General features: G+C 41.8%; 19 protein-coding genes. 8 read left to right on the top strand and 11 right to left on the bottom strand.

All coding sequences use genetic code 11. The annotated features are described in order from the left end of the window. The first annotated feature begins 857 nt into the window (after nt 1–857). Complete coding sequence (locus H6G18_RS16040) at nt 858–3,215, top strand: EamA family transporter (protein ID WP_190408098.1); 2,358 nt, start codon at nt 858–860, stop codon at nt 3,213–3,215. Between the two features lie 926 nt (nt 3,216–4,141). Next, nucleotides 4,142–5,041, top strand: coding sequence for a heterocyst differentiation master regulator HetR (gene hetR / locus H6G18_RS16045; protein WP_190408099.1), 900 nt, complete (start codon nt 4,142–4,144; stop codon nt 5,039–5,041). Nucleotides 5,042–5,565: 524 nt separating this feature from the next. Here the strand turns inward: hetR and H6G18_RS16050 are convergent. From H6G18_RS16050 to H6G18_RS16070, 5 genes are all read right to left on the bottom strand, one after another. Further along, entirely contained in the window at nt 5,566–6,765 is a 1,200-nt protein-coding gene (locus tag H6G18_RS16050) for an LL-diaminopimelate aminotransferase (protein ID WP_190408100.1), read from the bottom strand. An 82-nt stretch (nt 6,766–6,847) separates the two neighbouring features. Then, the gene (locus H6G18_RS16055; protein WP_190408101.1) at nt 6,848–7,183 is read right to left on the bottom strand and encodes a thioredoxin family protein; all 336 of its coding nucleotides are present in this window, start codon (nt 7,181–7,183) and stop codon (nt 6,848–6,850) included. A 209-nt stretch (nt 7,184–7,392) separates the two neighbouring features. Beyond that, nucleotides 7,393–8,175 (bottom strand): PspA/IM30 family protein, encoded by a 783-nt coding sequence (locus tag H6G18_RS16060; protein WP_190408102.1) that lies wholly within the window; start codon nt 8,173–8,175, stop codon nt 7,393–7,395. Nucleotides 8,176–8,338: 163 nt separating this feature from the next. Continuing rightward, entirely contained in the window at nt 8,339–9,043 is a 705-nt protein-coding gene (locus H6G18_RS16065) for a PspA/IM30 family protein (protein WP_190408103.1), read from the bottom strand. A gap of 134 nt (nt 9,044–9,177) precedes the next feature. Then, on the bottom strand, nt 9,178–10,500 hold the full coding sequence (locus tag H6G18_RS16070; RefSeq protein ID WP_190408104.1) for a hypothetical protein: 1,323 nt from the start codon (nt 10,498–10,500) through the stop codon (nt 9,178–9,180). A 123-nt stretch (nt 10,501–10,623) separates the two neighbouring features. On the opposite strand from H6G18_RS16070, the gene H6G18_RS16075 reads away from it, so the two are divergent. Continuing rightward, entirely contained in the window at nt 10,624–11,181 is a 558-nt protein-coding gene (locus H6G18_RS16075) for a DUF721 domain-containing protein (RefSeq protein ID WP_190408105.1), read from the top strand. 371 nt (nt 11,182–11,552) lie between these two features. Next, nucleotides 11,553–11,867: a hypothetical protein gene (locus H6G18_RS16080; protein WP_190408106.1), complete on the top strand. Its 315-nt coding sequence runs from the start codon at nt 11,553–11,555 to the stop codon at nt 11,865–11,867. Between the two features lie 143 nt (nt 11,868–12,010). Here H6G18_RS16080 and menB read toward each other — a convergent pair whose 3' ends face one another. Beyond that, nucleotides 12,011–12,844, bottom strand: a complete 834-nt coding sequence (gene menB, locus H6G18_RS16085) for a 1,4-dihydroxy-2-naphthoyl-CoA synthase (RefSeq protein ID WP_190408107.1) — start codon at nt 12,842–12,844, stop codon at nt 12,011–12,013. A gap of 121 nt (nt 12,845–12,965) precedes the next feature. On the opposite strand from menB, the gene H6G18_RS16090 reads away from it, so the two are divergent. Then, nucleotides 12,966–13,838, top strand: a complete 873-nt coding sequence (locus tag H6G18_RS16090; RefSeq protein ID WP_190408108.1) for an Rpn family recombination-promoting nuclease/putative transposase — start codon at nt 12,966–12,968, stop codon at nt 13,836–13,838. Between the two features lie 50 nt (nt 13,839–13,888). Here the strand turns inward: H6G18_RS16090 and H6G18_RS16095 are convergent, their stop codons facing one another. Then, nucleotides 13,889–15,490: a peptide ligase PGM1-related protein gene (locus H6G18_RS16095; protein ID WP_190408109.1), complete on the bottom strand. Its 1,602-nt coding sequence runs from the start codon at nt 15,488–15,490 to the stop codon at nt 13,889–13,891. A gap of 649 nt (nt 15,491–16,139) precedes the next feature. Here H6G18_RS16095 and H6G18_RS16100 point away from each other — a divergent pair. After that, a complete protein-coding gene (locus tag H6G18_RS16100; protein WP_190408110.1) occupies nt 16,140–17,078 on the top strand; it encodes a phosphoribulokinase in 939 nt (312 codons plus the stop codon). 105 nt (nt 17,079–17,183) lie between these two features. Beyond that, entirely contained in the window at nt 17,184–17,915 is a 732-nt protein-coding gene (radC, locus tag H6G18_RS16105) for a RadC family protein (RefSeq protein WP_190408111.1), read from the top strand. A gap of 19 nt (nt 17,916–17,934) precedes the next feature. Here radC and H6G18_RS16110 read toward each other — a convergent pair whose 3' ends face one another. The 3 genes from H6G18_RS16110 to H6G18_RS16120 all read right to left on the bottom strand — a co-directional run bounded on the left by H6G18_RS16110 (nt 17,935) and on the right by H6G18_RS16120 (nt 19,994). Continuing rightward, nucleotides 17,935–18,999: a WD40 repeat domain-containing protein gene (locus H6G18_RS16110; RefSeq protein WP_190408112.1), complete on the bottom strand. Its 1,065-nt coding sequence runs from the start codon at nt 18,997–18,999 to the stop codon at nt 17,935–17,937. A gap of 117 nt (nt 19,000–19,116) precedes the next feature. Then, entirely contained in the window at nt 19,117–19,413 is a 297-nt protein-coding gene (locus H6G18_RS16115) for a hypothetical protein (protein WP_190408150.1), read from the bottom strand. Nucleotides 19,414–19,823: 410 nt separating this feature from the next. Continuing rightward, the gene (locus H6G18_RS16120) at nt 19,824–19,994 is read right to left on the bottom strand and encodes a chlorophyll a/b-binding protein (RefSeq protein WP_190408113.1); all 171 of its coding nucleotides are present in this window, start codon (nt 19,992–19,994) and stop codon (nt 19,824–19,826) included. Nucleotides 19,995–20,304: 310 nt separating this feature from the next. On the opposite strand from H6G18_RS16120, the gene ald reads away from it, so the two are divergent. Continuing rightward, nucleotides 20,305–21,396, top strand: a complete 1,092-nt coding sequence (ald, locus tag H6G18_RS16125; RefSeq protein WP_190408114.1) for an alanine dehydrogenase — start codon at nt 20,305–20,307, stop codon at nt 21,394–21,396. Between the two features lie 271 nt (nt 21,397–21,667). On the opposite strand, the gene H6G18_RS16130 is transcribed toward ald, so the two are convergent. Further along, the gene (locus H6G18_RS16130) at nt 21,668–22,606 is read right to left on the bottom strand and encodes a Sll0314/Alr1548 family TPR repeat-containing protein (RefSeq protein ID WP_190408115.1); all 939 of its coding nucleotides are present in this window, start codon (nt 22,604–22,606) and stop codon (nt 21,668–21,670) included. Between the last annotated feature and the right edge of the window lie 23 nt (nt 22,607–22,629).

The following is a 22,629-nucleotide window of genomic DNA, read 5'->3' on the forward strand; positions in this document are numbered from 1 at the left end:
ATAGCGTTCCAAAGTTTATGCTAGTCATGGGGGAAGTTTGATTTGAGAAGCTGGTAACTTTCATCTTCTTACTTCTCCCGCCTTTTTTCTTAATTCACATTAGGCGTGAATTGGGAACTAAGAACTGGGACTAGAGACTCACTCTGTCAAGGTAATACCATTTTAGATTTTAGTGTGTACAGCACAAAATTGTTACTTTTCTCTCTGTGGCTCTGTGGTTAGATAAATGATTTTTTCCCACAGACACAGAACACATAGTTTAAGAGGTTAAAGAGGAATTTTTGAACTAGAATTTTTATCCAACTTGACTCCTAGCCTCTAGTCGCTGATATCTACTGGAAGGATTTTGGCAAAATGGCAGTTAATTCATTAAAATGTTTTGCAGGGGTAACTTTAATTTCAGCGAAGCGCTCACCATAACCCCCATATCAAAGATTTAAACTGTTATTAAAGCTACATTCTGCATAAATTCATAGATAAATATTATACCTCCAGCCACTTTTTTGTTGCCTAGTATCCAATTGCAGAACTTTATTAATTACTGTTGCCACAAAAATAACAAGTATTTATATTTAGTGAGTTGTTTGTTTAGGAAACAATCTCACTTGGGTATCAAAGACTGAAATCAGGCTGATGGAATGCAGCTTATGAGATTGAAGGAAACGCATTTTACTAAGTTGTGGGTCAAATTGTATGCTTTGCCAACCTTGGGTTGGTCGTGACAAAATGACGTTGATATCCGTAAGTCCTGTGAAGATTTTTTAGTTTATCTGACAAAATACAGGAAATTAGAATGAGCGCCACGCAAATTTACAGGCAGTAGCTGTATCGTCAAGGTGTATAGAGGTTAGAAGCTAATGGGGCGATTTGAGAAGCGACCAGACAACGACCCGCGAGTCCGAGGTGAGTTATCCAGGGCAGCAGAAACAGCTCTATGGGCTGTTGTGGAAGATTTAGAAAGTCTACAGCAGAATGTCCTCAGATCATTTCAAGAAGAAATCAAAAAATTACAGACAGAAAAAGACCGTTTAACAGATGAAGTTCAACAGCTAATTGAAGAAAAAGAACATTTACAAGAGGTAAGACGGATTACTGAACAGCAAGTATTAATCCGTCAATTATCAGAAGCTTTAGCCAAACACATCTGTTCCCAACTGCAATCATCACTAGCAAAAATAGCTAACCAAACAGAGAGTCAAATAGCTGCTCTCAAGTCAGCCCAAAGCATCACACCTGCAACTGAGAACACTGAGCAGGTCGAAAAAATGCTTGGCAGTCTAGATGATAACCTGACGATCGCCTTTAATTCCCTCCAACAAGAACTCAAAAACTACCAAGGTAATCTCTCTCAACAGTTGTCTCGGATGTATAGTCAACAGCAGCAAGGAGAGACGATTGTAGAAGAGTTAATTGATCGTCTGCGTGGGGAACTGACAAAAGCTATTCAAGAAACATCACAATCAGCAGTCAAATTATCTCCACCCACAATATTGCAGCCTCCAGAACTACAACCCCCAAGTTCTGCGGGGGTGGTTAATTTATCACCACCTACGGTTCTGCAAGTACCTGAAAAATTGCCAACTCCTTTACAAACCTCTACGCCTGTGGAGGAGACTAGCACTATTAAGCAATCGATTAGTATTACTCCTGAAAAATCTACACCGGCACCATTAGTTTCACCACCCCAGGAAACTACCCCAGAGCCAAAGTCCGTGATCCCCAAAGTCTTCCCAGACAGTGAGACGAAATTACAATCAGCCCAGGAAAAGGCTACTGAACCAATTTCTGTAATTAACAAAGAGCTATCTGCTGGTGCGACTCAAACTTCACTAACTACAGAAAAAGCTCCTGAGTCAGGTTCTACAAGTAAGGCTCAAACTCCACCAACTATAGAAAAAGCTCCTGAATCAGGTTCTACAAGTAAGACTCAAATTCCACCAACTACAGAAAAAGCTCCTGAGCCAGTTTCTACAAATAAAACTAAATCTTCTTTTTCCCTAAAAAAAGCTCCTGAGTCAGTTTCTACAAATAAAACTAAATCTTCCTCCTCCCCAGAAAAAGCTCCTGAGCCAGTCTCTGTAATCAGTCGAGATGTATCTGAAAGTAAAACTCCATCTCCTCCACCTGCATCAGTAGTTAAACGGGGATCAACAACTTCCTCATCAAGATCAAGTAGATCATCAAATTTATCCCCAATCCAGGTAGGTTTTTTGTTGGTTGTGTTGTCTACGGTGATGTCATCGTTATACAACGTAGCCATTAAAGGGATGTTCTATAAAACTTCTCAAATCTCCGCAGTGCTAGAAGTGGCGGGTTTAATTTCGCCGACCTTGGGAAATATTATGTTAATCCTCACTTTGCGGTTGATGGTAGTCGTACCACTGATGGTACTTTTGGCTCCCATGATGTATCCGCAAGTGTGGGAGGATTTGCAAAACCTCAAGCAATCATTAGGTAATCATCAGTCTGCAACTCATCCTAAGCCACAGAGAGTTGTCCAGTTAATGTTTGCGAGTGGCTGCTTTTTGTTTTTATCCCAGGTTCTGATTTATCTGTCCCTTGGTCAAGTCGCTACAGGAGTGGCGATCGCCCTTTTCTTTGTCTACCCACTGATTACCGGACTATTGTCTTGGTTGCTGTTCCGCGATCGCCCCAGTGTATTCCGTGGTATTGCCATCGGCTCTATTTTTTGTGGTGAGCTGCTAGTTTTTACTGGGGCAACAAGTACTGATATTGGCAATAGTCTCTTTGGTACTATTACGGCGATTCTGGCTGGTGCAGCTTTTGCTTGCTACCTCATACTGACACGAGTATGTGCTGCTAAAGTGCATCCAGTATCTTTGTCTTTGATTAACTTCGTCACCATGTTGGGCTTAAGCTTTATCTTCTTGATGTTACCTTTACCGGAAAACTGGAGTCTAGTTGTTGATCCTTCTAAGTTACTAGAAATTGTTTTAAGTGCTTTTATTCTGGGTGTTTTAACTCTGTTGAGTTATGTATTCAGCCACATTGGGATCGGTAAACTAGGTGCTATGCGATCAGCGATTATCGGTGCAAGTGTACCTATTTTGACGGTAATTTTTGCTGGTTTAGTGCTTCAGGAAACTTTAAATATTGTCCAAGTATTTGGAGTTTTATTCGTAACTTTTGGCGCGGCTGCTTTCAGCGTTGGCAAAATACAAAATCCTAACAAACCTGCCAAAGCAGAGAATTAAACCCCCACAAAACTCAAGCGCTAGTACTAACAAAATGGCTTATTCTGACGGACTATGAGTAAAATTTCCATCTCTTTTATTGCCTAATGTCAGGAATTCTTGATTTTTGGCATTGAAAAACCATTGGCTTTTCATAAAGCCTTTAAATGTTTAACAAAACAAAAGTTAAGAAGAGATTAATTCATGCAATTTTAATAATATGACGGATAAATATGGAATATTATGTTGTGAGCGAATAAAAATTATTGCAAATTTAGAAGTATCTGCCTTATTGAGCGTCTATGATTTTCCCTCCAACTAACTGCCTACACTGCCATAAGAGCAAAGGGAGTTGTAAGTTGCTTGGTAGTTAAAAACGCTCTATTTATTCGATGAGCGTTAATCAGGTTGGCGTAGTTGACAGGTGGCTTTTTTGAAAAATCACTCCCTGCTATTTCTGGAAATAGTTATCAGCATCTGGGTGAAATTATCCAGAAATAGAATAGTCACCTCAAGGGGAGATTTTCCGATCATAGTTTCCTATAACCAATTGTTGCGTTGCTATCTCCCAAATCTGGTCAGCAGCCACAAAACGCTGAAAGTAGCTTTGCTACTGGTGCTATTAAAGAACGGATGAAGATCCGGATAATGGAGAAAGTCCTTGTAGGTTACTTATTAGAACCATAAATTTTGCCAGTAATTTACAAAACTATAAATAAGGAAATTCTGGCAGTTATTTTGTGATTTTTCGGTAAGATACAAGCACGTCTAGTAACAACACTGTTGCTAGTAATATGCCATAAATTACGGAGGAATGAGCATCTTGACCAATAATCGACTCTTAATTAAAACATCATAGACATTCTAGAGTGACAATATCACCCCCCTTTGGGTGTATACCAACTACTTTTTTAGACTAATAAGCGTGCTATTCAACTATTTGTAATATGAGTAACGACATCGATCTGATCAAGCGTCTTGGCCCCAGTGCAATGGATCAGATCATGCTATATCTGGCTTTTAGTGCCATGAGGACAAGTGGGCATAGGCATGGAGCATTCTTAGATGCAGCAGCAACGGCGGCTAAGTGTGCAATTTACATGACCTATCTAGAACAGGGACAAAACCTCCGCATGACGGGGCATTTGCACCACCTAGAGCCGAAGCGGGTCAAAATCATCGTCGAAGAAGTCAGACAAGCCCTGATGGAGGGCAAACTGTTAAAGACACTGGGTTCTCAAGAACCACGGTATCTAATTCAGTTCCCCTATGTCTGGATGGAACAATATCCTTGGATACCGGGGCGATCGCGCATTCCTGGTACAAGTCTAACGAGCGAAGAAAAAAGACAAATTGAGCATAAGCTACCTACTAATCTTCCCGATGCTCAGTTAGTTACTTCCTTTGAGTTTTTGGAGTTGATCGAATTTCTCCATAAGCGATCGCAAGAGGATTTGCCACCAGAACACCGCATGGAGTTAAGCGAAGCCCTAGCAGAGCATATCAAGCGTCGTCTGCTTTACTCTGGCACGGTGACACGAATAGATTCTCCTTGGGGAATGCCTTTCTATGCCCTGACGCGTCCCTTCTATGCCCCAGCAGACGACCAAGAGCGTACATATATCATGGTGGAAGATACCGCTCGGTATTTCCGCATGATGAAAGATTGGGCAGAAAAGCGACCAAACGCCATGCGAGCCTTAGAAGAATTAGATGTACCTCCAGAACGTTGGGATGAAGCTATGCAAGAACTGGATGAAATCATCCGTACTTGGGCTGATAAATATCACCAAGTAGGCGGTATCCCCATGATTTTACAAATGGTGTTTGGTAGAAAAGAAGACTAATCAGCCAGGCTAAAGAAAATTACTAGTGTTTTTCGTCAAGAAAACTGCACTAGGGATGACAAACTACTCGGCTAATGAAAAGCAAATATTGAGATGACCGTTGACACAGCAGCGATGGGCAGTTTTTACTGCGTACATTGAGGGTTCAAAACCTGATGTCGTCAGAATTAAGCCAACGCTACAGGCGTAGTTTCGGGGAAGTTAAAAGCAGCCTATCGCGTGCAAATGTCTTCTCTGTCAGAATATTTGTGTAAAAATTTTTACTCAGAAGTCTCTTACTAGCTATCTCTAGTTTCAAGAGTCTCTTTTCATTTATTATTTGTTCCCTCGTAATACCAATTCAAAATTCAAAATTAGGAAAGCCAAACAGAATAAGGGTCTGTCCGTATGTATCTGTCGCATTCCTTTTTCAAATTGGTGTAAAGTTGCTACGCAATCTGAGCGTTTAAAAACTTATGATATTTGTGGGGTTTAGTAATCGGTAAAACACAATTACCCATTACCAACCACACTATTCATATCAACTATAGAAAATTGCTAATTCGTTCAACAGCAGTTTCTAGTATGGATGGCTCATGTACTAGAGCAAAACGGACGTATCCTTCACCAGATTTGCCAAAGCCAGCACCAGGAGAAGCGGCTACACCTGTTTGTTTGACGAGCTGTGTACAAAATTCTATGGAATTTTTACTCCACGGCGATGGTAATTTTGCCCAGATATACATTGTGGCTTTGGGAGTGGGAACATACCAACCGATACGGTGTAGAGCATCAATAAAAGCATCACGACGTTGGCGAAAGGTGGTGACAGCAGCCTGTACCCCTGCTTGTGGGCCGGTGAGAGCTGCGATCGCTCCATTTAAAATTCCGCGATACTGATTAAAATCCACTGCTGCTTTAATTTGGCGTAAAGCTTGAATCAACTGGGCATTACCGATGGCATAGCCGATACGGAAACCGCCCATATTATAAGACTTCGAGAGAGTGAAAAATTCAATGGCAACACTCTTATCTGGGTCAGCTTGGAGAATGGAAGGCACTAGGGATTGGGTATGAGGAAAATTCTTACCCCACTCTCCATCTTCTGCAAACACCATATCTACATAGGGGAAATCATGTACCAGAACAATATTATGTTCTTGACAAAAAGCCACAGCTTCCTTGAAGAAAGATAAAGGTGCGATCGCTGCCGTGGGATTGTGAGGATAGCTTAACACCATCATCCTTGACTGAGCCAAAACATCAGTCGGGATATCAGCAAACACTGGTAAAAAATCGTTTTCTGCCTTCAATGGCATTGGGTAGATTTGCCCACTAGCTAAGTAGACTCCCCCAGCATGGGAAGGGTAGCCAGGATCGAGTAGTAAAGCAAAATCCCCAGGATTGAGCAATGCCAAAGGTAAATGAGCCGTACCTTCCTGGGAACCAATTAAAGGTAGGACTTCCGTCTCAGGATCTACTTTGATCCCAAATTTTTGTTCGTACCAGTTAGCAGCCGCTTGACGAAAACCCCGCGTACCGTTAAATAGTAAGTAGCCGTGAGTACTGGGATCGTATAAAGATTTGGCGATCGCTTCAATCACATGAGCCTCTGCTGGCAAATCAGAAGACCCCAGGGACAAATCAATTAACTCTTTCCCTGCGGCTAAAGCCACAGCTTTAGCCTTGTCCATGTCAGCAAATACATTAGATTGCAGGGGTTGTAAACGCGCTGAAAATTGCATATTAATCAATGGTCATTAGTCAAATAGTCAATAGTCATTAGTCAATAGTCTTTACTATGGACTATGGACTATGGACTATGGACTAATTATTATTTAAATGCGTATCTAGGAAACTGAGTAACTTATCTTTGCTAATCACTCCTTCGGTAGAGTCTAATAGTTGCTCTCCTTTTACTAGTCTGAGGGCTGGTACGCCTTCTACCTTGTATTGTTTGACCGTTACGGGGTTAGGATCAACTTCTAGTTTGACGACTTTCAGGCGATCGCTATATTTACTAGCAGCTAAATTAATCAGTGGCGACATCAACTGGCATGGCCCACACCAAGAAGCCCAGAAATAAACTAATACAGGCTGCTCGGCTTTCAACACTTCGGTTTCAAACTCAGCATCAGTGATGGTGATTACACCCTTACTCATTGCAGTCTCCATTAGTTGGCATCGATACAAAGTTGGCACACAAATTACTGTATCTCAAAGTAGTCAACAGTCCATAGTCAATAGTCCATATATTTAAGAGGAAATGAGGAATAGGGAAAAGAGGATAATAACTGTTGACTATTGACTAACATAACAAAATCCCACAACCAAGAGGCGTGGGACTGGCTAGAATCTTTATGCTGCAAATCTTACAACTGATCTAATTGCTTGCGTAGGGCATCCAATTCAGAATCAACAACTTCCTTAGATTTGGGAGCAGTAGATTCCTGTTCTTGTGGTTGTTGTTGCGGGGGTAGCAAGTTTTGTTCGGGTGCGGGAGCCAAAGACGCTTTCAAGGCTGCCAATTCATCATCCACATCGCTGCTAGATTCTAAGCGGGCAAATTGGGTTTCTAAATCTGCTCCTGCTAACTCTGCTGCCGATTGGGCGCGGGCTTCCTGCATCAAGACTTTTTCTTCCATGCGCTCAAAAGCAGCCATTGCACTGCTGGTATTCATACCCCGTACCATACCTTCGAGTTGCTCTTGGGCTTTGGCAGTGGTAATCCGTGCTTTGAGCATTTCTTTCTTGGTTTTGGCTTCAGAAAGCTTGCTTTCTAGCTGGATTAGGTTACGCTTGAGGGTTTCAACTTGAGTGCTTTGCTGGTCTAGGCTGGCTTTTAGGGCTGTGCTAGTTTCGTTATAAGTCTTTTTCCTCTCTAAGGCTTGTCTGGCTAGGTTCTCATCACCTTTCTGCAATGCTAATTGGGCATTGCGTTGCCACTTATTAATTTCATTTTGGGCATCAGTATATTGTTTCTCTGTACGTTTTTGGGCGGCAATGGCTTGGGCTACACCTTGACGTAACTGCACCAAGTCCTCCTGCATTTCCAGGATGGCTTGCTCTAGCATTTTTTCAGGATCTTCGGCTTTATTCACCAGATCGTTCAGGTTAGCACTGACTACTCGCTTAATACGATCAAATAATCCCATAACTTTGTTTTTCCTCTTGGAGTTTACGCGCTTGCTTGGACAGTTTGCTTTTTTACTATTTAATAGCTTCCACTTTCAATGTAATCTTTCCGGTTGGGTTCAGTACGTCCCCATACCCACTAATTGTTAAGATATATCCTAATAGTTGGTAGTTGACTAAATTTTAATAGTTTTCACCTTTAGGTAGTTGCTGCGGGATATTTCCGCCATCATTCAAAGCTGGCGTTTTCATCGCTGTTAGTTGGTTATCAACATTGTTAGCAGCTTCTAGAGAGTCAAATTGTTTTTGTAAGTCGTCGCTACCGAGTTGAGCAATGACTTCTGATTTGGCTTCTGCTTGTATGACTTTTTCTTCCATGCGCTCAAAAGCATTCAAGCTACTAGTAGCTGAACCTCCACTTAACATTTCTTGAAGTTTGTACGATGCTTCTGCTGAACGAGCGCGAGCAATGTACATATCTTTTTTAGTCTTCGCTTCGGCAATTTTTAACTCTAGCGATCGCATATCCTTTTTTAGTCTATCTACTATCTCAATTTGCTCTCCTATTTGGTTGGTGAGGGTTTTGGCAACATCAACATAAGATTGGCGTTTTATCAATGCTTCTCTGGCAAGAGATTCATTACCTTGTTGGAGTGCCAATTGAGCGCGGCGATACCATTCTTCTGCGGTTGACTGGGCGGATGCAGCTTGGCGTTCAGTACGTTTTTGGGTGGCGATCGCTTGTGCTACCCCTTGTCGCAGTCGCAGTAAATTTTCCTGCATTTCCATCACAGCTTGCTCCAGAATTTTTTCTGGATCTTCTTGACTGGCTACCACACTATTGAAGTTAGCGCTAATTACCCTTTGGATACGCTTAATCAATTCCATTTCGGCTCTCCATTCACCCCCTTGGGGGAATTCAAAATTCAAAATACCCGATGGGTAGGCTTACGCCTGCGTAGCAAAGCAAGCTACAAAATTCAAAACTCCAGTTCCCTCATCCTATCGTACATTTTTATAGCTTATGGCTGCTGTAACCGTGCTTTAACGCCTTTAGCTTGTAGCTGTTTTAACTTTTGTTGAGCTTCTTCTTTTGTCTTGACTGTAGCCAGATAAATTAATGTGCTGTTAGGTGATAGGTAGGCATCTGGAACTACTTTGCGTGCCGCAGTCAAAGCATTAGAATTTTGATTATCTATCACTATATGATACCGTCCATCTGCTGACGGTTTGATTTCGGCGATCACCGGAGGTGGAGCATCGCTCATCGCCAGAGGTGGAGTTGCAGTTACTTGGGGTAAGGGTTGTAAGCTGGGAGCTATGGACGCATCTAAGGTTGGTAAAGGTTGCGCCTCTGGTAAGGGGTTGATAGCTGGAGGAATAACTGGTGCTGGGATAGCAATAGGATTGGCTGGTGCTATGGGGGTTGGTTGCACTTTAGGTTGTAAACCCACTACATCAATCGGACTTCTCACCTCTGGAAACTCTTTAGCCGCTAAATTGGGATATTTGGGTATGGGAGTGAGTTCTGGTTGTAATTGGGTTTGGGAATTATCGCCAACTTCCTGGGGATTTTCGGCACTGGAAGATGAATTACCGTTGAACAATCTACTTAAATTCAACTGAGGTAAGCTTTTAGGGTTAAAAACCACGTATCCTAAAGTCAGACTTGCTACTAATAAAAGCAGCATGGAACCTATGCCCAAAGGCGATAGGAGACTATCACTAGAATTGTTTGTTTGGCTACTTTCTGGCTGTTCATCCGTTAAACTCCGCAGCAGTGCTTCACTAGATTCTAAATAATCATCTGGCTGGGCGGGAGTATCATCAGCTAAGAGTTTTTCACTTTGATTACCTTGAGCGATCGCCGGGATGATACTGCTGCTGTCGGTGGAGTTGGCTGGAGGTAAAGGGATTTGTGTATTGCTTTCAGGTGTAGTCTGTGGTTGAGATTTATCTTGTATCTCTGTCTTGACAACAGGTGTAGGGGTATAAGAGAGATTTTCGCTTCCTGGTTGTAAACTTTTGTTGTTAGTAGATGACTTGATAATTACTGGGGCTGATTTCTCCTGCGAAGTCGCGGGTAGAGGTAAAGATTTTGTCTGGGGTTTAATTTCTACTGTCGATAGCTGAGTATTTGCCATTGTGGCATTTTGATCTGCCAACTCTTGAGGATAATTATTAGAGTAACTATTCACACGAGATTGACTGTTTGCCCTCATTCCTATGCGCGTGCGTCGGTAACGGGTTAACTCTTGTTCTAACTGCACTTCTAAACTGGCTAATGCAGCCGCTAATGCGGGATTCAACCCAGTATCAGAATTTATCAAGGGTTTTTGAGTCATTGGCATATCTCTCTTGTAATTAGGGAATTAACAATTCAAAACAGTTGTGTACCAATCCTATGGAAAATTGTCTATAAGTATAGATCCGAGAACCAAGCTCAATTTTGGCTGTGATTTGGCAAGATGTCTTTGAAATCGGTTAATGATATTTTAGGTGTTCTGGAAAAGCAAGCGAAATGGCAACAACAACCATTTCAGCAAGTATGCCAGTTTTGGGTGGAAGTTGTCGGTAGCGTCATTGCTGCCCAAACTCAGCCTTTATCCGTACAGCGTGATATTTTACGAGTGGCAACTTCTAGTGCTGCTTGGGCGCAAAATTTGACCTTTAGCCGTCAGACGCTATTGTTAAAGTTAAATCAAAAAATATCTACCCCTTTGGTGGATCTGCGTTTTTCCACTGCTGGTTGGCAACGTCATCCACAAAAGGAAAAACCACAACCCACGGTGTTATCTAGCGAGCATCCCAGTTACTTGGGTGATGTAAATGAACGCCAGCTTCAAGTGACAGCCGTTAATCAAGACGTGAATCAGGTATTTGCTAATTGGGCAAAGACAAGACAGAGGCGATCGCAACCTTTACCCCTTTGTCCTCAGTGCCAATGTCCCACACCACCCGGTGAACTCCAGCGTTGGGGGGTTTGTGGGTTCTGTAGTGTTAAGCTGTTGCCCAAAAATATTTAGCTGCTTTTTTTATAAATACACTTTTTTACTCTAATTTCATTTAATTATTAAAGTTGATTTTTTTACTATAAAATCCTTACTAGTCTCCGTTTCACACAAGGTATTGCAGCTTAATTTAAAAGTTCCCATACATTTAAACTTTGATATTTACCGTTGATCCCCAATAAGTTATAGGCAATAATTTATATGTAACCACTATAAATAACATTGAAAAATATAACATAAATCTAAAAACATAATAAAGTTTATTTTCCCCTTAAAAGGGGTATAACCTAGATATAATCACGGGTTATGGGTTTAATACGTATTTCTATCTAGAAGGAAAATATAGAGACGAAATCAGCCATAAACGGCATTAAAGATGAACCCAAATGAAACCCATTAATTCTTTGACATCTGCCTGTCGATATTGTCGCCATTACAAGCCAGAGGGTCGCCGAGGCGGGATGTGCCAACAGCTGGGAGCGCCTGTGCAAGCCTGTTGGAAAGCTTGCTCTTTAGCGTTACCACCTTTTGCGCCTTCTTGGGAAACGTTGGAAGATGCGTGGAGTTTACCTGATGCTACACCAGTTTTAGTAGAATCTGAACCTCTGGTGTCTGATGTAGAAAATGCTGTTTTTGCCGTAATTCAGGAGAAAACTGCCTCTACTTCTGAACAAGCAAAAGCTGAGACAGTACTTATTTAACCATTCATATATTACCTGACTGAGTTGGCAGTCTGCGTAGAATTTTAGATTTGCCTTTTAACATTTATACCTGGGAACCAGGAATTTTGGATTTTGGATTAAATTCCCATCCAAAATCCAAAATTGAATTGCCCACTCTCTAATCAAGGTAGCCAAGGAAAGTCTCGAAAATTTGGGGGACGTTTTTCCAAAAAGGCTTGTTTACCTTCAGCACCTTCTTCTGTCATGTAATAGAGTAAGGTGGCATTACCTGCTAGTTCTTGTAAACCAGCTTGTCCATCACAATCAGCATTAAATGCTGATTTGAGACAACGAATAGCAATAGGACTTTTTTCTAAAATTTCTCCAGCCCATTTAATTCCTTCTGCTTCTAGTTCATCCACCGGGACAACACAATTTACCAAGCCCATTTCTAACGCTTGTTGGGCATCATATTGACGACAGAGGAACCAAATTTCTCGCGCTTTTTTCTGTCCCACAATCCGGGCGAGATAACTAGCGCCGAAGCCACCGTCAAAGCTGCCAACTTTCGGCCCAGTCTGCCCAAAAATAGCATTATCAGCTGCGATCGTCAGGTCACAAATTAGGTGTAGGACGTGTCCACCACCGATCGCATATCCAGCTACTAAGGCAATTACTACTTTTGGCATGGAACGAATCAGGCGTTGTAAATCCAGTACATTTAAGCGGGGAATACCTGCATCATCTACATAACCAGCTTGTCCCCGCACACTTTGGTCGCCCCCTGAGCAAAACGCATATTTGCCATCGGTATGAGGGCCAGAGCCAGTAAAGAGAACTACGCCAATAGTAGTATCTTCACGGGCATCACAGAAGGCCTCATACAGTTCAAAAACGGTTTTGGGACGAAAAGCATTGCGTTTGTGAGGACGGTTGATGGTGATTTTCGCAATGCCATCGGACTTGTGATATGTGATGTCTTCGTAGGTTTTGCCAGGTTTCCAGTCGATTTGCATGAGAATTAACTGCGCTGTTGTGCATGAGAATTTTATCGCAGAGGTGGAGAGTTGCGATGGGCTACGCCCCGCCGTCGGCGATCGCTAATATTTAGTACCTCAAGCTTATACAATTAAGGTTATGCGACGTGACTCTATTTTTTACAAACTATTTAAGCAATTTCCTGGTTTGCTGTTTGAATTAGTAGACCAACCACCCCCACAAGCTGCTGAATATCAGTTTGAATCGGTGGAGGTCAAAGAAACAGCATTTCGGATTGATGGCGTGTTTCTACCCCCTGCCAATGCAGCCTCTAAGGTGGTATTCTTTGCTGAAGTCCAGTTTCAGAGAGATGACGACCTATATCACCGCTTCTTTAGCGAATTATTTTTGTTTCTCTATCGCCACCCTATTCGTTACGATGATTGGTTTGGAGTAGTCATTTTTGCGTCCCGCAGCCTGGAACCGTCCAAATCAACGATTCATCGAGCATTATTAGAAAGTGGTCAAGTGCGGCGGGTATATCTTGATGAATTGGGTGATTTACGACAACAACCATTGGGATTGGCTTTGATGTTGCTAACAACGATTCCAGAAACAGAAGCCGTGGAATCAGCAAAATTTTTGTTAGAGCAAGCACAGCAACAGGAAGTAGCCAGCCTTTCGTCACGAGCGATAATGGATTTAGTGACGACTATTATGGTCTACAAGTTTGCTACCTTAAGTCGAGAGGAGATTGAAGCAATGTTAGGACTAAAGTTAGAAGAAACACGGGTTTATAGAGAGGCGAAGCAAGAAGGACGTGGCGAAGGGCGAGAAGAAGGGCGAGAAGAAGAAGCGCGATCGCTCATTTTACGTCAGCTAAACCGACGAGTAGGAGTAATCCCTGGTGAACAACAACGTCAGATTGATGTTTTGTCACTAGAACAGTTAGAAGCTTTAGCTGAGGCGTTGTTAGATTTTTCTTCTGTTAGTGATTTGACGGGGTGGTTACAAAATCCAGCTACAAGTTGAGTGCGATGACCTACCGTGGAAGGTAGCCCATCGCAGTTATGAATTATGGATTAACTATATCCATCCAAAGTGTTGGGGAAAGTGTAATCAGAGAACAGGGAGAAATTTTTACTATTGATGCGGGTTTCATCATCCAGAACTTTGACAACTTTGTTATAGATATCTTCTGCTTGTTGGGGTGAATCACCAATGCTAGTTAATCCCAATTTACCAAACTGGGAAAGACAACCCATGAGATGAAACACTGTACCCGTCTCCGTGCAGCTATCGAAGTGTAATCTGTGATGAGCAATGATATCCATTAAATCATTGGGTAGCAATCCGCGATAGCGGTCTTTTTGTAAGTTGTCTGTGGCAATGTAATATTTAGGGCGACCTTGTTGACTATAAAACAACCCGGTAGACATTTCATAACGACCGTTGGTTAATAATTTTAAGGTCATGAAAGGATGGGTTGTACCACCTTTACGGAGGTTAATTTCAATTGCTTGAATGTCCCATTTACCATTACCTTGGTCAACGGTAATAAAATCTACACCAAATCTTTCTAAAGCTCCTTTTTCTGCCAACTTTCTGCCGATTTTTAAACCTAATTGCTGTAACTGCAAACGATAGCGTTCATCAGCCGGAAATTGACAACCTAAATAAATTTGTCCGTCTGGACCGCCAAGAATTTGGTCGTGAGTGGAAAGAATTTCTACTTCACCTGTGGGTGTAATGCGTCCTTGCACACTAGGCGATCGCTTGATTTCTCCTTCCACAAATGCTTCCACAATCGCACCTAATTCGGTAATTCTTGTAGAAAAGTTCTGCCAATTTTCTTGCTTGGCTTGAAATCGCAGACAAGAAAAGCGATCGCTAATTGCTGCTACCCTTTCTGCTGAAGAAGCTTTTCCTGGTGCAACATCCATAATTGGTTGCAAATCTAATAATGCGTTCCCTTCTCCCGAAATCCCTTCATTTAATTTCACTACCATCCGTTGTAATGTCGGTTGGCGTTCCCATAAATCACTAGCTGCTACTGCTAAATCTTTTTTATGCCAAACTAATTCACTCCCATCAGGATGGGGTACACCACTTTCGGCAAAAATTTGCCGACTACCGCTTTTTGTCCCCCAAATCTGCAAATCTGGTGCAGCAGCATATAATGGTACATTTAATTTGAGCGATAATTCTGCTTCTAAATCTGTTGAGTTATAGCAAACTATAAAAGATTTTTCTAACCTTAAAGCTTGTTGAATTCTTTCTATTAAGCGGGGACGTTCTAAAATTTTTTGACTTAATGGTTTAGGAGAAGAATCATAAGTTGAAAGTAGTAGCAAGCGATTACGTGCATGAGAAAATGGGATACCGGGCAGTAGTTGTAGATAATAATCAATGATACTGGGATGCAGTGGTATTGATGTTACATAAATCAATCTAGTCCGGGGATTTCGTAAACGCATCAAAGCAAAAAGTAATCTTTCTTCATAATGTTCAAATCCTTCAACTTTTTGAATTTCGCGTTGGTCAATACTTAAGGAAGGAATGACAATAATATCCGCTTCACCAGTATCAAATTGCTCAATAGTTTTCCAGCGATCGCGCAAAGTAGATTGCAAGCTGCGAAACTGAACAACCGATTCTAATTCTGTATGATTCAGCGTTACCATAATCCCTACCCCATTGGCTCCCCAATACTGACTTATTATTCTTGTATATCCCAAAGAAAGCCATATATTGCTGTTATGCAATAGTTCTTGACTGTATCTACTTCTGCCATAGTAGGTATTTTTGGTATTGATTGGCTATGCCTCAAAAGTAGGAAAATAGTTTTACTGAGGGATTATTTATATATAGAATTCATACTGGAATTCTGAAATATACGTAGGGTGGGCAATTTCCACTGCATCATGGTTTTGGTGAGCAATGCCTACCCTACAGATACTGAGATTTTTAAGCGTAAGTGCAGGCTACGCCAACAACAATCAAATCGGATTATTATAGGAAAAATCAGTATTTAGAAGTAATAGTCCAGAATAAACAAAAAAAGTTAAGGATTCACCGCAACTCTTGTTTGATCCAAAATATGAAATAGAAATATCAAAGTTTTATTCATTTTGACTTTACATATATATAAAGTCTCTAACTTCTACTGGCATACACAGGCAATTTTGCCAACAATAATTATTGCTGTATATCTAATGTATAGAGATGTTGCACAAAAAGGTTTCAATTAAATCAATTGATACAATTCCTTTTAAAATAAAAAACATTCTCTGCAAAATTTATTACTATAGTTGTTTGTATCGGGGGGATATAATGAGCCGTCCAATAATTCTTGGTATTGTTGGTGATAGTGCTGCTGGTAAAACCACACTAACTAGGGGAATTGCTCAGGTACTCGGTCCTGAGAATGTCACACTTATCTGTACAGATGATTATCATAAGTATGATCGCCAGCAACGGGCAGAAATAGGAATCACGGCTCTCCACCCCGATTGTAACCATTTGGATATCATGCAGCAGCATCTATCGCTGCTACGCACAGGACAACCAATCCTCAAACCAGTTTATAGCCACAAAACTGGAACCTTTGAGCCGCCCCAGTATATCAAACCGAATAAGTTTGTGATTATCGAGGGATTACTCGGTTATTCCACTCGTGCAGCCCGTGATTGTTACGATGTGAAAGTTTACCTTGCACCTCCAGAAAACCTCCGCGCCAAATGGAAAGTTAAACGCGACACTCAAAAACGCGGCTACACTCCCGAACAGGTATTGGCAGAATTAGAAAAACGCGAACCAGATTCAGATCAGTATATTCGTCCCCAAAGACAATGGTCGGATATAGTTGTCAGTTTCTATCCAACTCATGAAGATGGAGATGAAAGCAATGGACACCTGAACGTGCGTCTAGTTTTGCGTCCCACTATTCCCCACCCAGATTTTACACCAATTATTAATTTAACTAATGGCAATTCTGGGTCAGCAATTCGCTTAGGATTAGACCGGGATATGAGTAAACCCGTTGATGTATTGGAAGTTGATGGTCATGCCACTTTAGAACAAGTGAATAAATTAGAGCATATCCTTTGTTCTGATATGCCTTATTTGAGTAACGTGTGCGATCGCGAAAGTAACCCAGAATTGGGCAAAATTGCCGGAACAACAGGCGAAACACTACAAAGTTACCCTCTTGCTCTCACTCAGTTAATCATCACCTACCATATGCTCAAGGCGACGCAAATCTATCAGTAAAACTGGTAAAAATTAAAGATTTGCTCAAATTAGGTTGATTCTGCACGCAAACAAGGGATAACTAAAGATAGTTGCATCTATAGTGACTATTTTTCGAGTTATCCTATGACCTATTGCCTGAGAATTGCCGATATACCCACAAATGAGCGTCCCCGTGAACGTTTAATGACACACGGGTCGAAAGTTTTAGCTACAGCTGAGTTAATAGCAATTCTTTTAGGTACTGGTCAAGGGCCTGGGAAACTCTCAGCAGTGGGTTTAGGACAATATATATTGCAGGAACTTGGTAAACATCAGCGTGACCCATTGGCAGTTTTGCGAGAAGTTACCCCTGCTGAGTTAATGCAAATACCCGGAATTGGCCCGGCAAAAGCCACAACTATATTAGCGGCGATTGAATTGGGTAAACGTGCCTTTCAATCTCGTCCTTTAGACAAAACACCAATTGATAGTCCCGTGACGGCGGCGGCGGCGCTGAGTCATGATTTGATGTGGCAGACTAAAGAGCGTTTTGCAGTATTGTTATTAGATGTCAAAAATTGTCTACTGGGGACACAGGTAATTACTATCGGTACGGCTACAGAGACTTTAGCTTCTCCTCGTGAGATTTTTCGAGAAATAATTCGTCAAGGTGCAACAAGGACAATTGTTGCCCATAATCACCCTTCTGGTAACGTAGAACCAAGCCCAGAGGATATAGAACTTACACGTCAATTATTAGCGGGAGCGCAACTTTTAGGGATTCCATTGTTAGATCATTTGATTTTGGGTAATGGTAATCATCAAAGTTTGCGTGAAATTACAACCTTGTGGAATGAGTATCCGCAAGGTGATTAAAATAATACATACTCTACAATCACTTACGGACTGTGACTGATGGATTAGCCCAAACGTTAACTTTACCGTCAAATCCGCCACTGGCTAGAACTTGTCCATCTGGACTAAAGGCGATCGCACTTACCCAATCACTGTGTCCAACCAGTGTATTTAACAACTCGCCTGTATATAAATCCCACAACTTAATTCCATCTCTACCAGCACTAGCTAAAGTTTTACCATCGCGGTTGAGAGCGATCGCATTTACCCAATTGTTGTGTCCTGTCAAGGTGCGGGTTAGTTGTTCCGAGGGGAGATTCCAAACTTTAATAGTGCGATCGCTACTGGAACTGATTAAGTTTTGTCCGTCGGGTGTGAAGGCAACATCTGTAACTGTACCAGAATGGGCTGTAAATCCCCGGATTAATTCACCTGTACTTAAATTCCATAATTTAATTACACCTCTGGTATCACCACTAGCCAGAGTTTGACCATCTGAACTCATTGCCAGGGTATAAATTCTGTTATCAAAGCGTACTAGAGTAGTCAATGGACGTTGTTGGAGTAAATCCCATACCCGAATCCCATCTAAAGCACCACTGACAAGGACTTTACTATCAGAAGATACAGCTAAGGACATGACACTAGCAGTATGTCCCACGAAAGAGCGTGTAAATTGATTATTCTTGAGATTCCATATATTAATAATATTGTCAGCGCCAGAACTAACTAGGGTTTGTCCATCTGGGGAAATTACCAAAGACTCCACAGCAGTTTTCTGGGCTTTGTTGATAGTTCCTACTCTTTTGCCGGTTGCTGGGTTCCAAAGACGAATTACACCATCGTTGTAAGCGCCACCACTAACAAGAGTCTGACCATCAGGACTGAAAGTTAAAGATTTTACCCTACCTGAATGGGCTGTGAGGCTATGGAGGAGACTGGGGTTGCTAAATCCTCCTGTTGGCTGTTGATTGGGTATGATTTGAACTGTATCAGCTGCATTTGCCTTTACCCCTTGTCCAAGATTTAGGGACACAGCGATGACCTGCAAAGGGATGTAGCCCATTGCAGCCATGAATAGGAATATAAAATATGGGCGTACCATAACATACCCCCGTCTTGTTACCTTACTCCTCACTGTTTTTCCTCACCAGATTAAATACACCAATCAACTAATAGTCGAGTGAATACTCAACACTCATGACTCAGCACTCACCACTCCTTAGTACGGTGGTTTTTTCTTTTGAACACTCAGCATTGGTAGAGTCGGACTAGATGAGCGAGGCGGTAAGTAATGTTGTACCACCGGCTCCTCTGGTACTGGGCGACGCTGTTGACTACTACGCCAAAACTTCCAAGCAAGACTGATACCTGCTGTTCCTAAACCAACAGCAAATAATGACCAGCTATCATCTAATCCACCAATCAGCGCATCCACCACGCCCATCGTGATTAACACACTAATTACTGGCTCTTTCCTGTAGGCTGACTTTAAAAAACGAGGTAAAACAAAATTCATCACAGCGTGGTTTGTCCAGATAACCTTTTGCGTAAATTCACCAAGAGTACCTCACTTAAGAACTGCCCTTCTGAATAAAAGACATCTTACAAAAAGATTATAATTTCTTCAGTGGGGTTTAAGTGTAGTCACTCACTCTATTACATGAAGTCTTTGCAAGTTTAAGATATAACTAACACTTTCTTAAATATGCTTCATATTTGTAAAGCAATTTGTGTGAGATAGTTCACTATAAATTTATACGAGCGATACTAGCTAGAACATCTAGCTGATCTAACTCTGCTAATTACTAGCTTACAACTTTAATATTGGTTTCAGTCTTGTAGGGGGGAGATGAGTTAGTTGAGGAAGTATAGGGAGATGAGGGAGTAGATGAGAATTTCAACTCAGCACTCCCCACCCCCTCAATATTATTTAAGGCCAAGCCAAGCTAAAACACCTTGATTGGTGGCATACTCAATGACTACCATCAAAAGAAAACCAATCATGGCAGCTCGACCATTCAAGCGTTCTGCATATTCATTAAAGCCAAATTTTGGCTCTTCTAGTTTGGGTGTGACTGTTGGCTGTGTTTGGGACATTTTTGGAAGACCTCTTTTCGGCAAACGGGACTTAATAATGAGTTTTGAGCTAATTGCGATACTGAAATTAAAAGGTAGCTAGAAAAAGCTAGTACCTTACTATTTTCAGAAGCTATGCAAAGGCTGTTTAACAAATTGTAATTAATCTTTATATATTGTAGAGGCAGTGGGGCAATAGTCAAGGGTAAGAGTTTGAGGCTTAAGTATAGGGACTGGGCAAAATAAAGTTGTAGATAGCTATCCACAATACGGAAGTGTCAGTCTGAGACTGGCAGGCTAAATTAAACAAAAAATTTATCAGAGGCGTTACATGGAAATCGGTGTTCCTAAAGAAACTAAAGATCAAGAATTTCGCGTAGGTTTAAGTCCTGCTAGCGTGCGGGTATTGCAGGAAAATGGTCATAGCATCTATGTTCAAACCCAAGCTGGTAGTGGTGCTGGGTTTACGGATGATGATTATCGCAGTGCAGGGGCAGAAATTGTCCCCACAGTAGAAGCTGTTTGGAATCGAGAGTTAGTAGTCAAAGTTAAAGAACCCCTGAAAAGTGAGTACCACTTTTTACAGAAAGGGCAGATATTGTTTACTTATCTGCATTTAGCAGCAGATCGCCAATTAACAGAGCATTTAATTGATTCTGGCATTTGTGCGATCGCTTACGAAACCGTAGAGCAACCAGGGGCAAACAGACTCCCACTACTGACCCCCATGAGCATTATTGCTGGTCGGTTAGCGGTACAATTTGGGGCGCGCTATTTGGAACGTCAACAAGGTGGTAGAGGTGTGCTGCTTGGTGGTGTCCCTGGAGTGAAGCCAGGAAAAGTAGTAATTCTGGGTGGTGGTGTAGTTGGTACGGAAGCTGCACGGATTGCTGTAGGTATGGGTGCAGCAGTGCAGATTTTAGATGTAAATGTTGAGCGTTTATCTTATTTAGAAACTTTGTTTGGTTCTAGAGTTGAATTACTTTACAGTAGTTCTGCTCACATTGAAGCCGCAGTCAAAGAAGCAGATTTACTCGTTGGCGCTGTTTTGGTATTAGGACGCAAAGCGCCAATTTTAGTATCCCATGAATTAGTTAAACAAATGCACCCTGGTTCAGTCATCGTTGACGTGGCGGTTGATCAAGGTGGTTGTGTGGAAACCTTACACCCTACATCTCACACCAACCCTACATACATTCAAGAAGGTGTAGTGCATTATGGCGTTCCGAATATGCCAGGTGCAGTACCTTGGACAGCAACCCAAGCACTCAACAACAGTACACTACCTTACGTTGTGCAGTTGGCAAACCAAGGACTAAAAGCACTGGAAGTTAATCTACCACTGGCCAAGGGTTTAAATGTGCAGAATCATCGTTTAGTACATCCGGCGGTACAAGAGGTTTTTCCTGATTTGGTCAATTAATTACATTATGCGTTTCAGGGGAACACCAAATAATAAATTATTCCCAATTGACCGTTAGTAGGGTGCGTCAGTATGAATAATTTCTTGGTACAGCTAGGTTTTTTCGCACTGATGCACCCTACCATTTTTGGTATTTTTTTATCTGGGAGTCCCCAGTTGTCAGTTGTTTTTGGATCTGACCTTGTTGTCCCTAAAGTTATAGTTCTTGGTGAGACGCTACGCATTTGTGTAGCGTCCCTGAGAGGAGTTTCTTCCCCTTCTCCATTGCTAATTATCGACCTGCACTATTGAGGTTATTGACAGCACTATTGCGTTCACGTTCAATTTGTTGTACCAATTGTCTGGGGAGTTGAGATTTTTTGGTTAAGGCTTTGTCAAAATTAGCGATCGCTTCTCGAATTAGTTGCTGACTTTTTTCTTGTCTACCCTGCGCTGTGAGGATTTGGGCTTTAAGATAGTACAATTCTGGGTTATCTGAAGCTGCTTTGATTGCCTGGTTAGAGTAATCTAAAGCTTGAGCGTACTGTCTTAAATCACGGTAGGCAAGTGCAATACCTCTGTTAGTCAAATACTGAGGAGCCGCATTTTTTTGTAGGCGATTAATTGCCTCATCTGGGTTGGCAAAGGGTAAACTGACAGATAGCATCAAATCCATATAGCCCTTGAGCAAGTTCAATTCTGGATCTCTTGGAGAAATAGCTTCTGCTCTATCCATATATTCATAAACTTGTCTAAGACGACTCAAGGCTTGGGGTGCGCCTCTGAGTGTACCTTCACGGGTGATAATTGCGGCTCCTTCTAAAAAATGTCCTACAGCTATGTATATATTGCCCCGTAATGGGTCAGTTGCCAGTAACTTTTGCCCAGTTACTAGAGTTTTTCCGCCGTAATTATCCAGCCCTGCCAAATCGTTATTAATGTACGCTAAAGATGCCTTCATGGCATAAGCTAGAGGCTCATTTGATTCGCTGGATATTGCTTGATTGAGGTGACGCTCTGCGGTTGGATAATCACCCTGTTGAAAAACTGCCTTAAACGCAGCTTCTGTATTGTCACCAATTTTACGCGGTTCACTTGTGCGGAAAGGATCGCCAGCCCATGAGGGATTGATTGCCAGAGTAAATGCGATCGCTACTCCAACACTCCCTTGAGCAAGTCTAGTTAGTTGAGAATATATTATTGAGTGAGGAGAGGAAAAATTTCTAGTCATTGTCAGCCTCAGAATAATTGCGG

Source organism: Anabaena subtropica FACHB-260 (assembly GCF_014697105.1).
Classification (GTDB): domain Bacteria; phylum Cyanobacteriota; class Cyanobacteriia; order Cyanobacteriales; family Nostocaceae; genus Trichormus; species Trichormus subtropicus.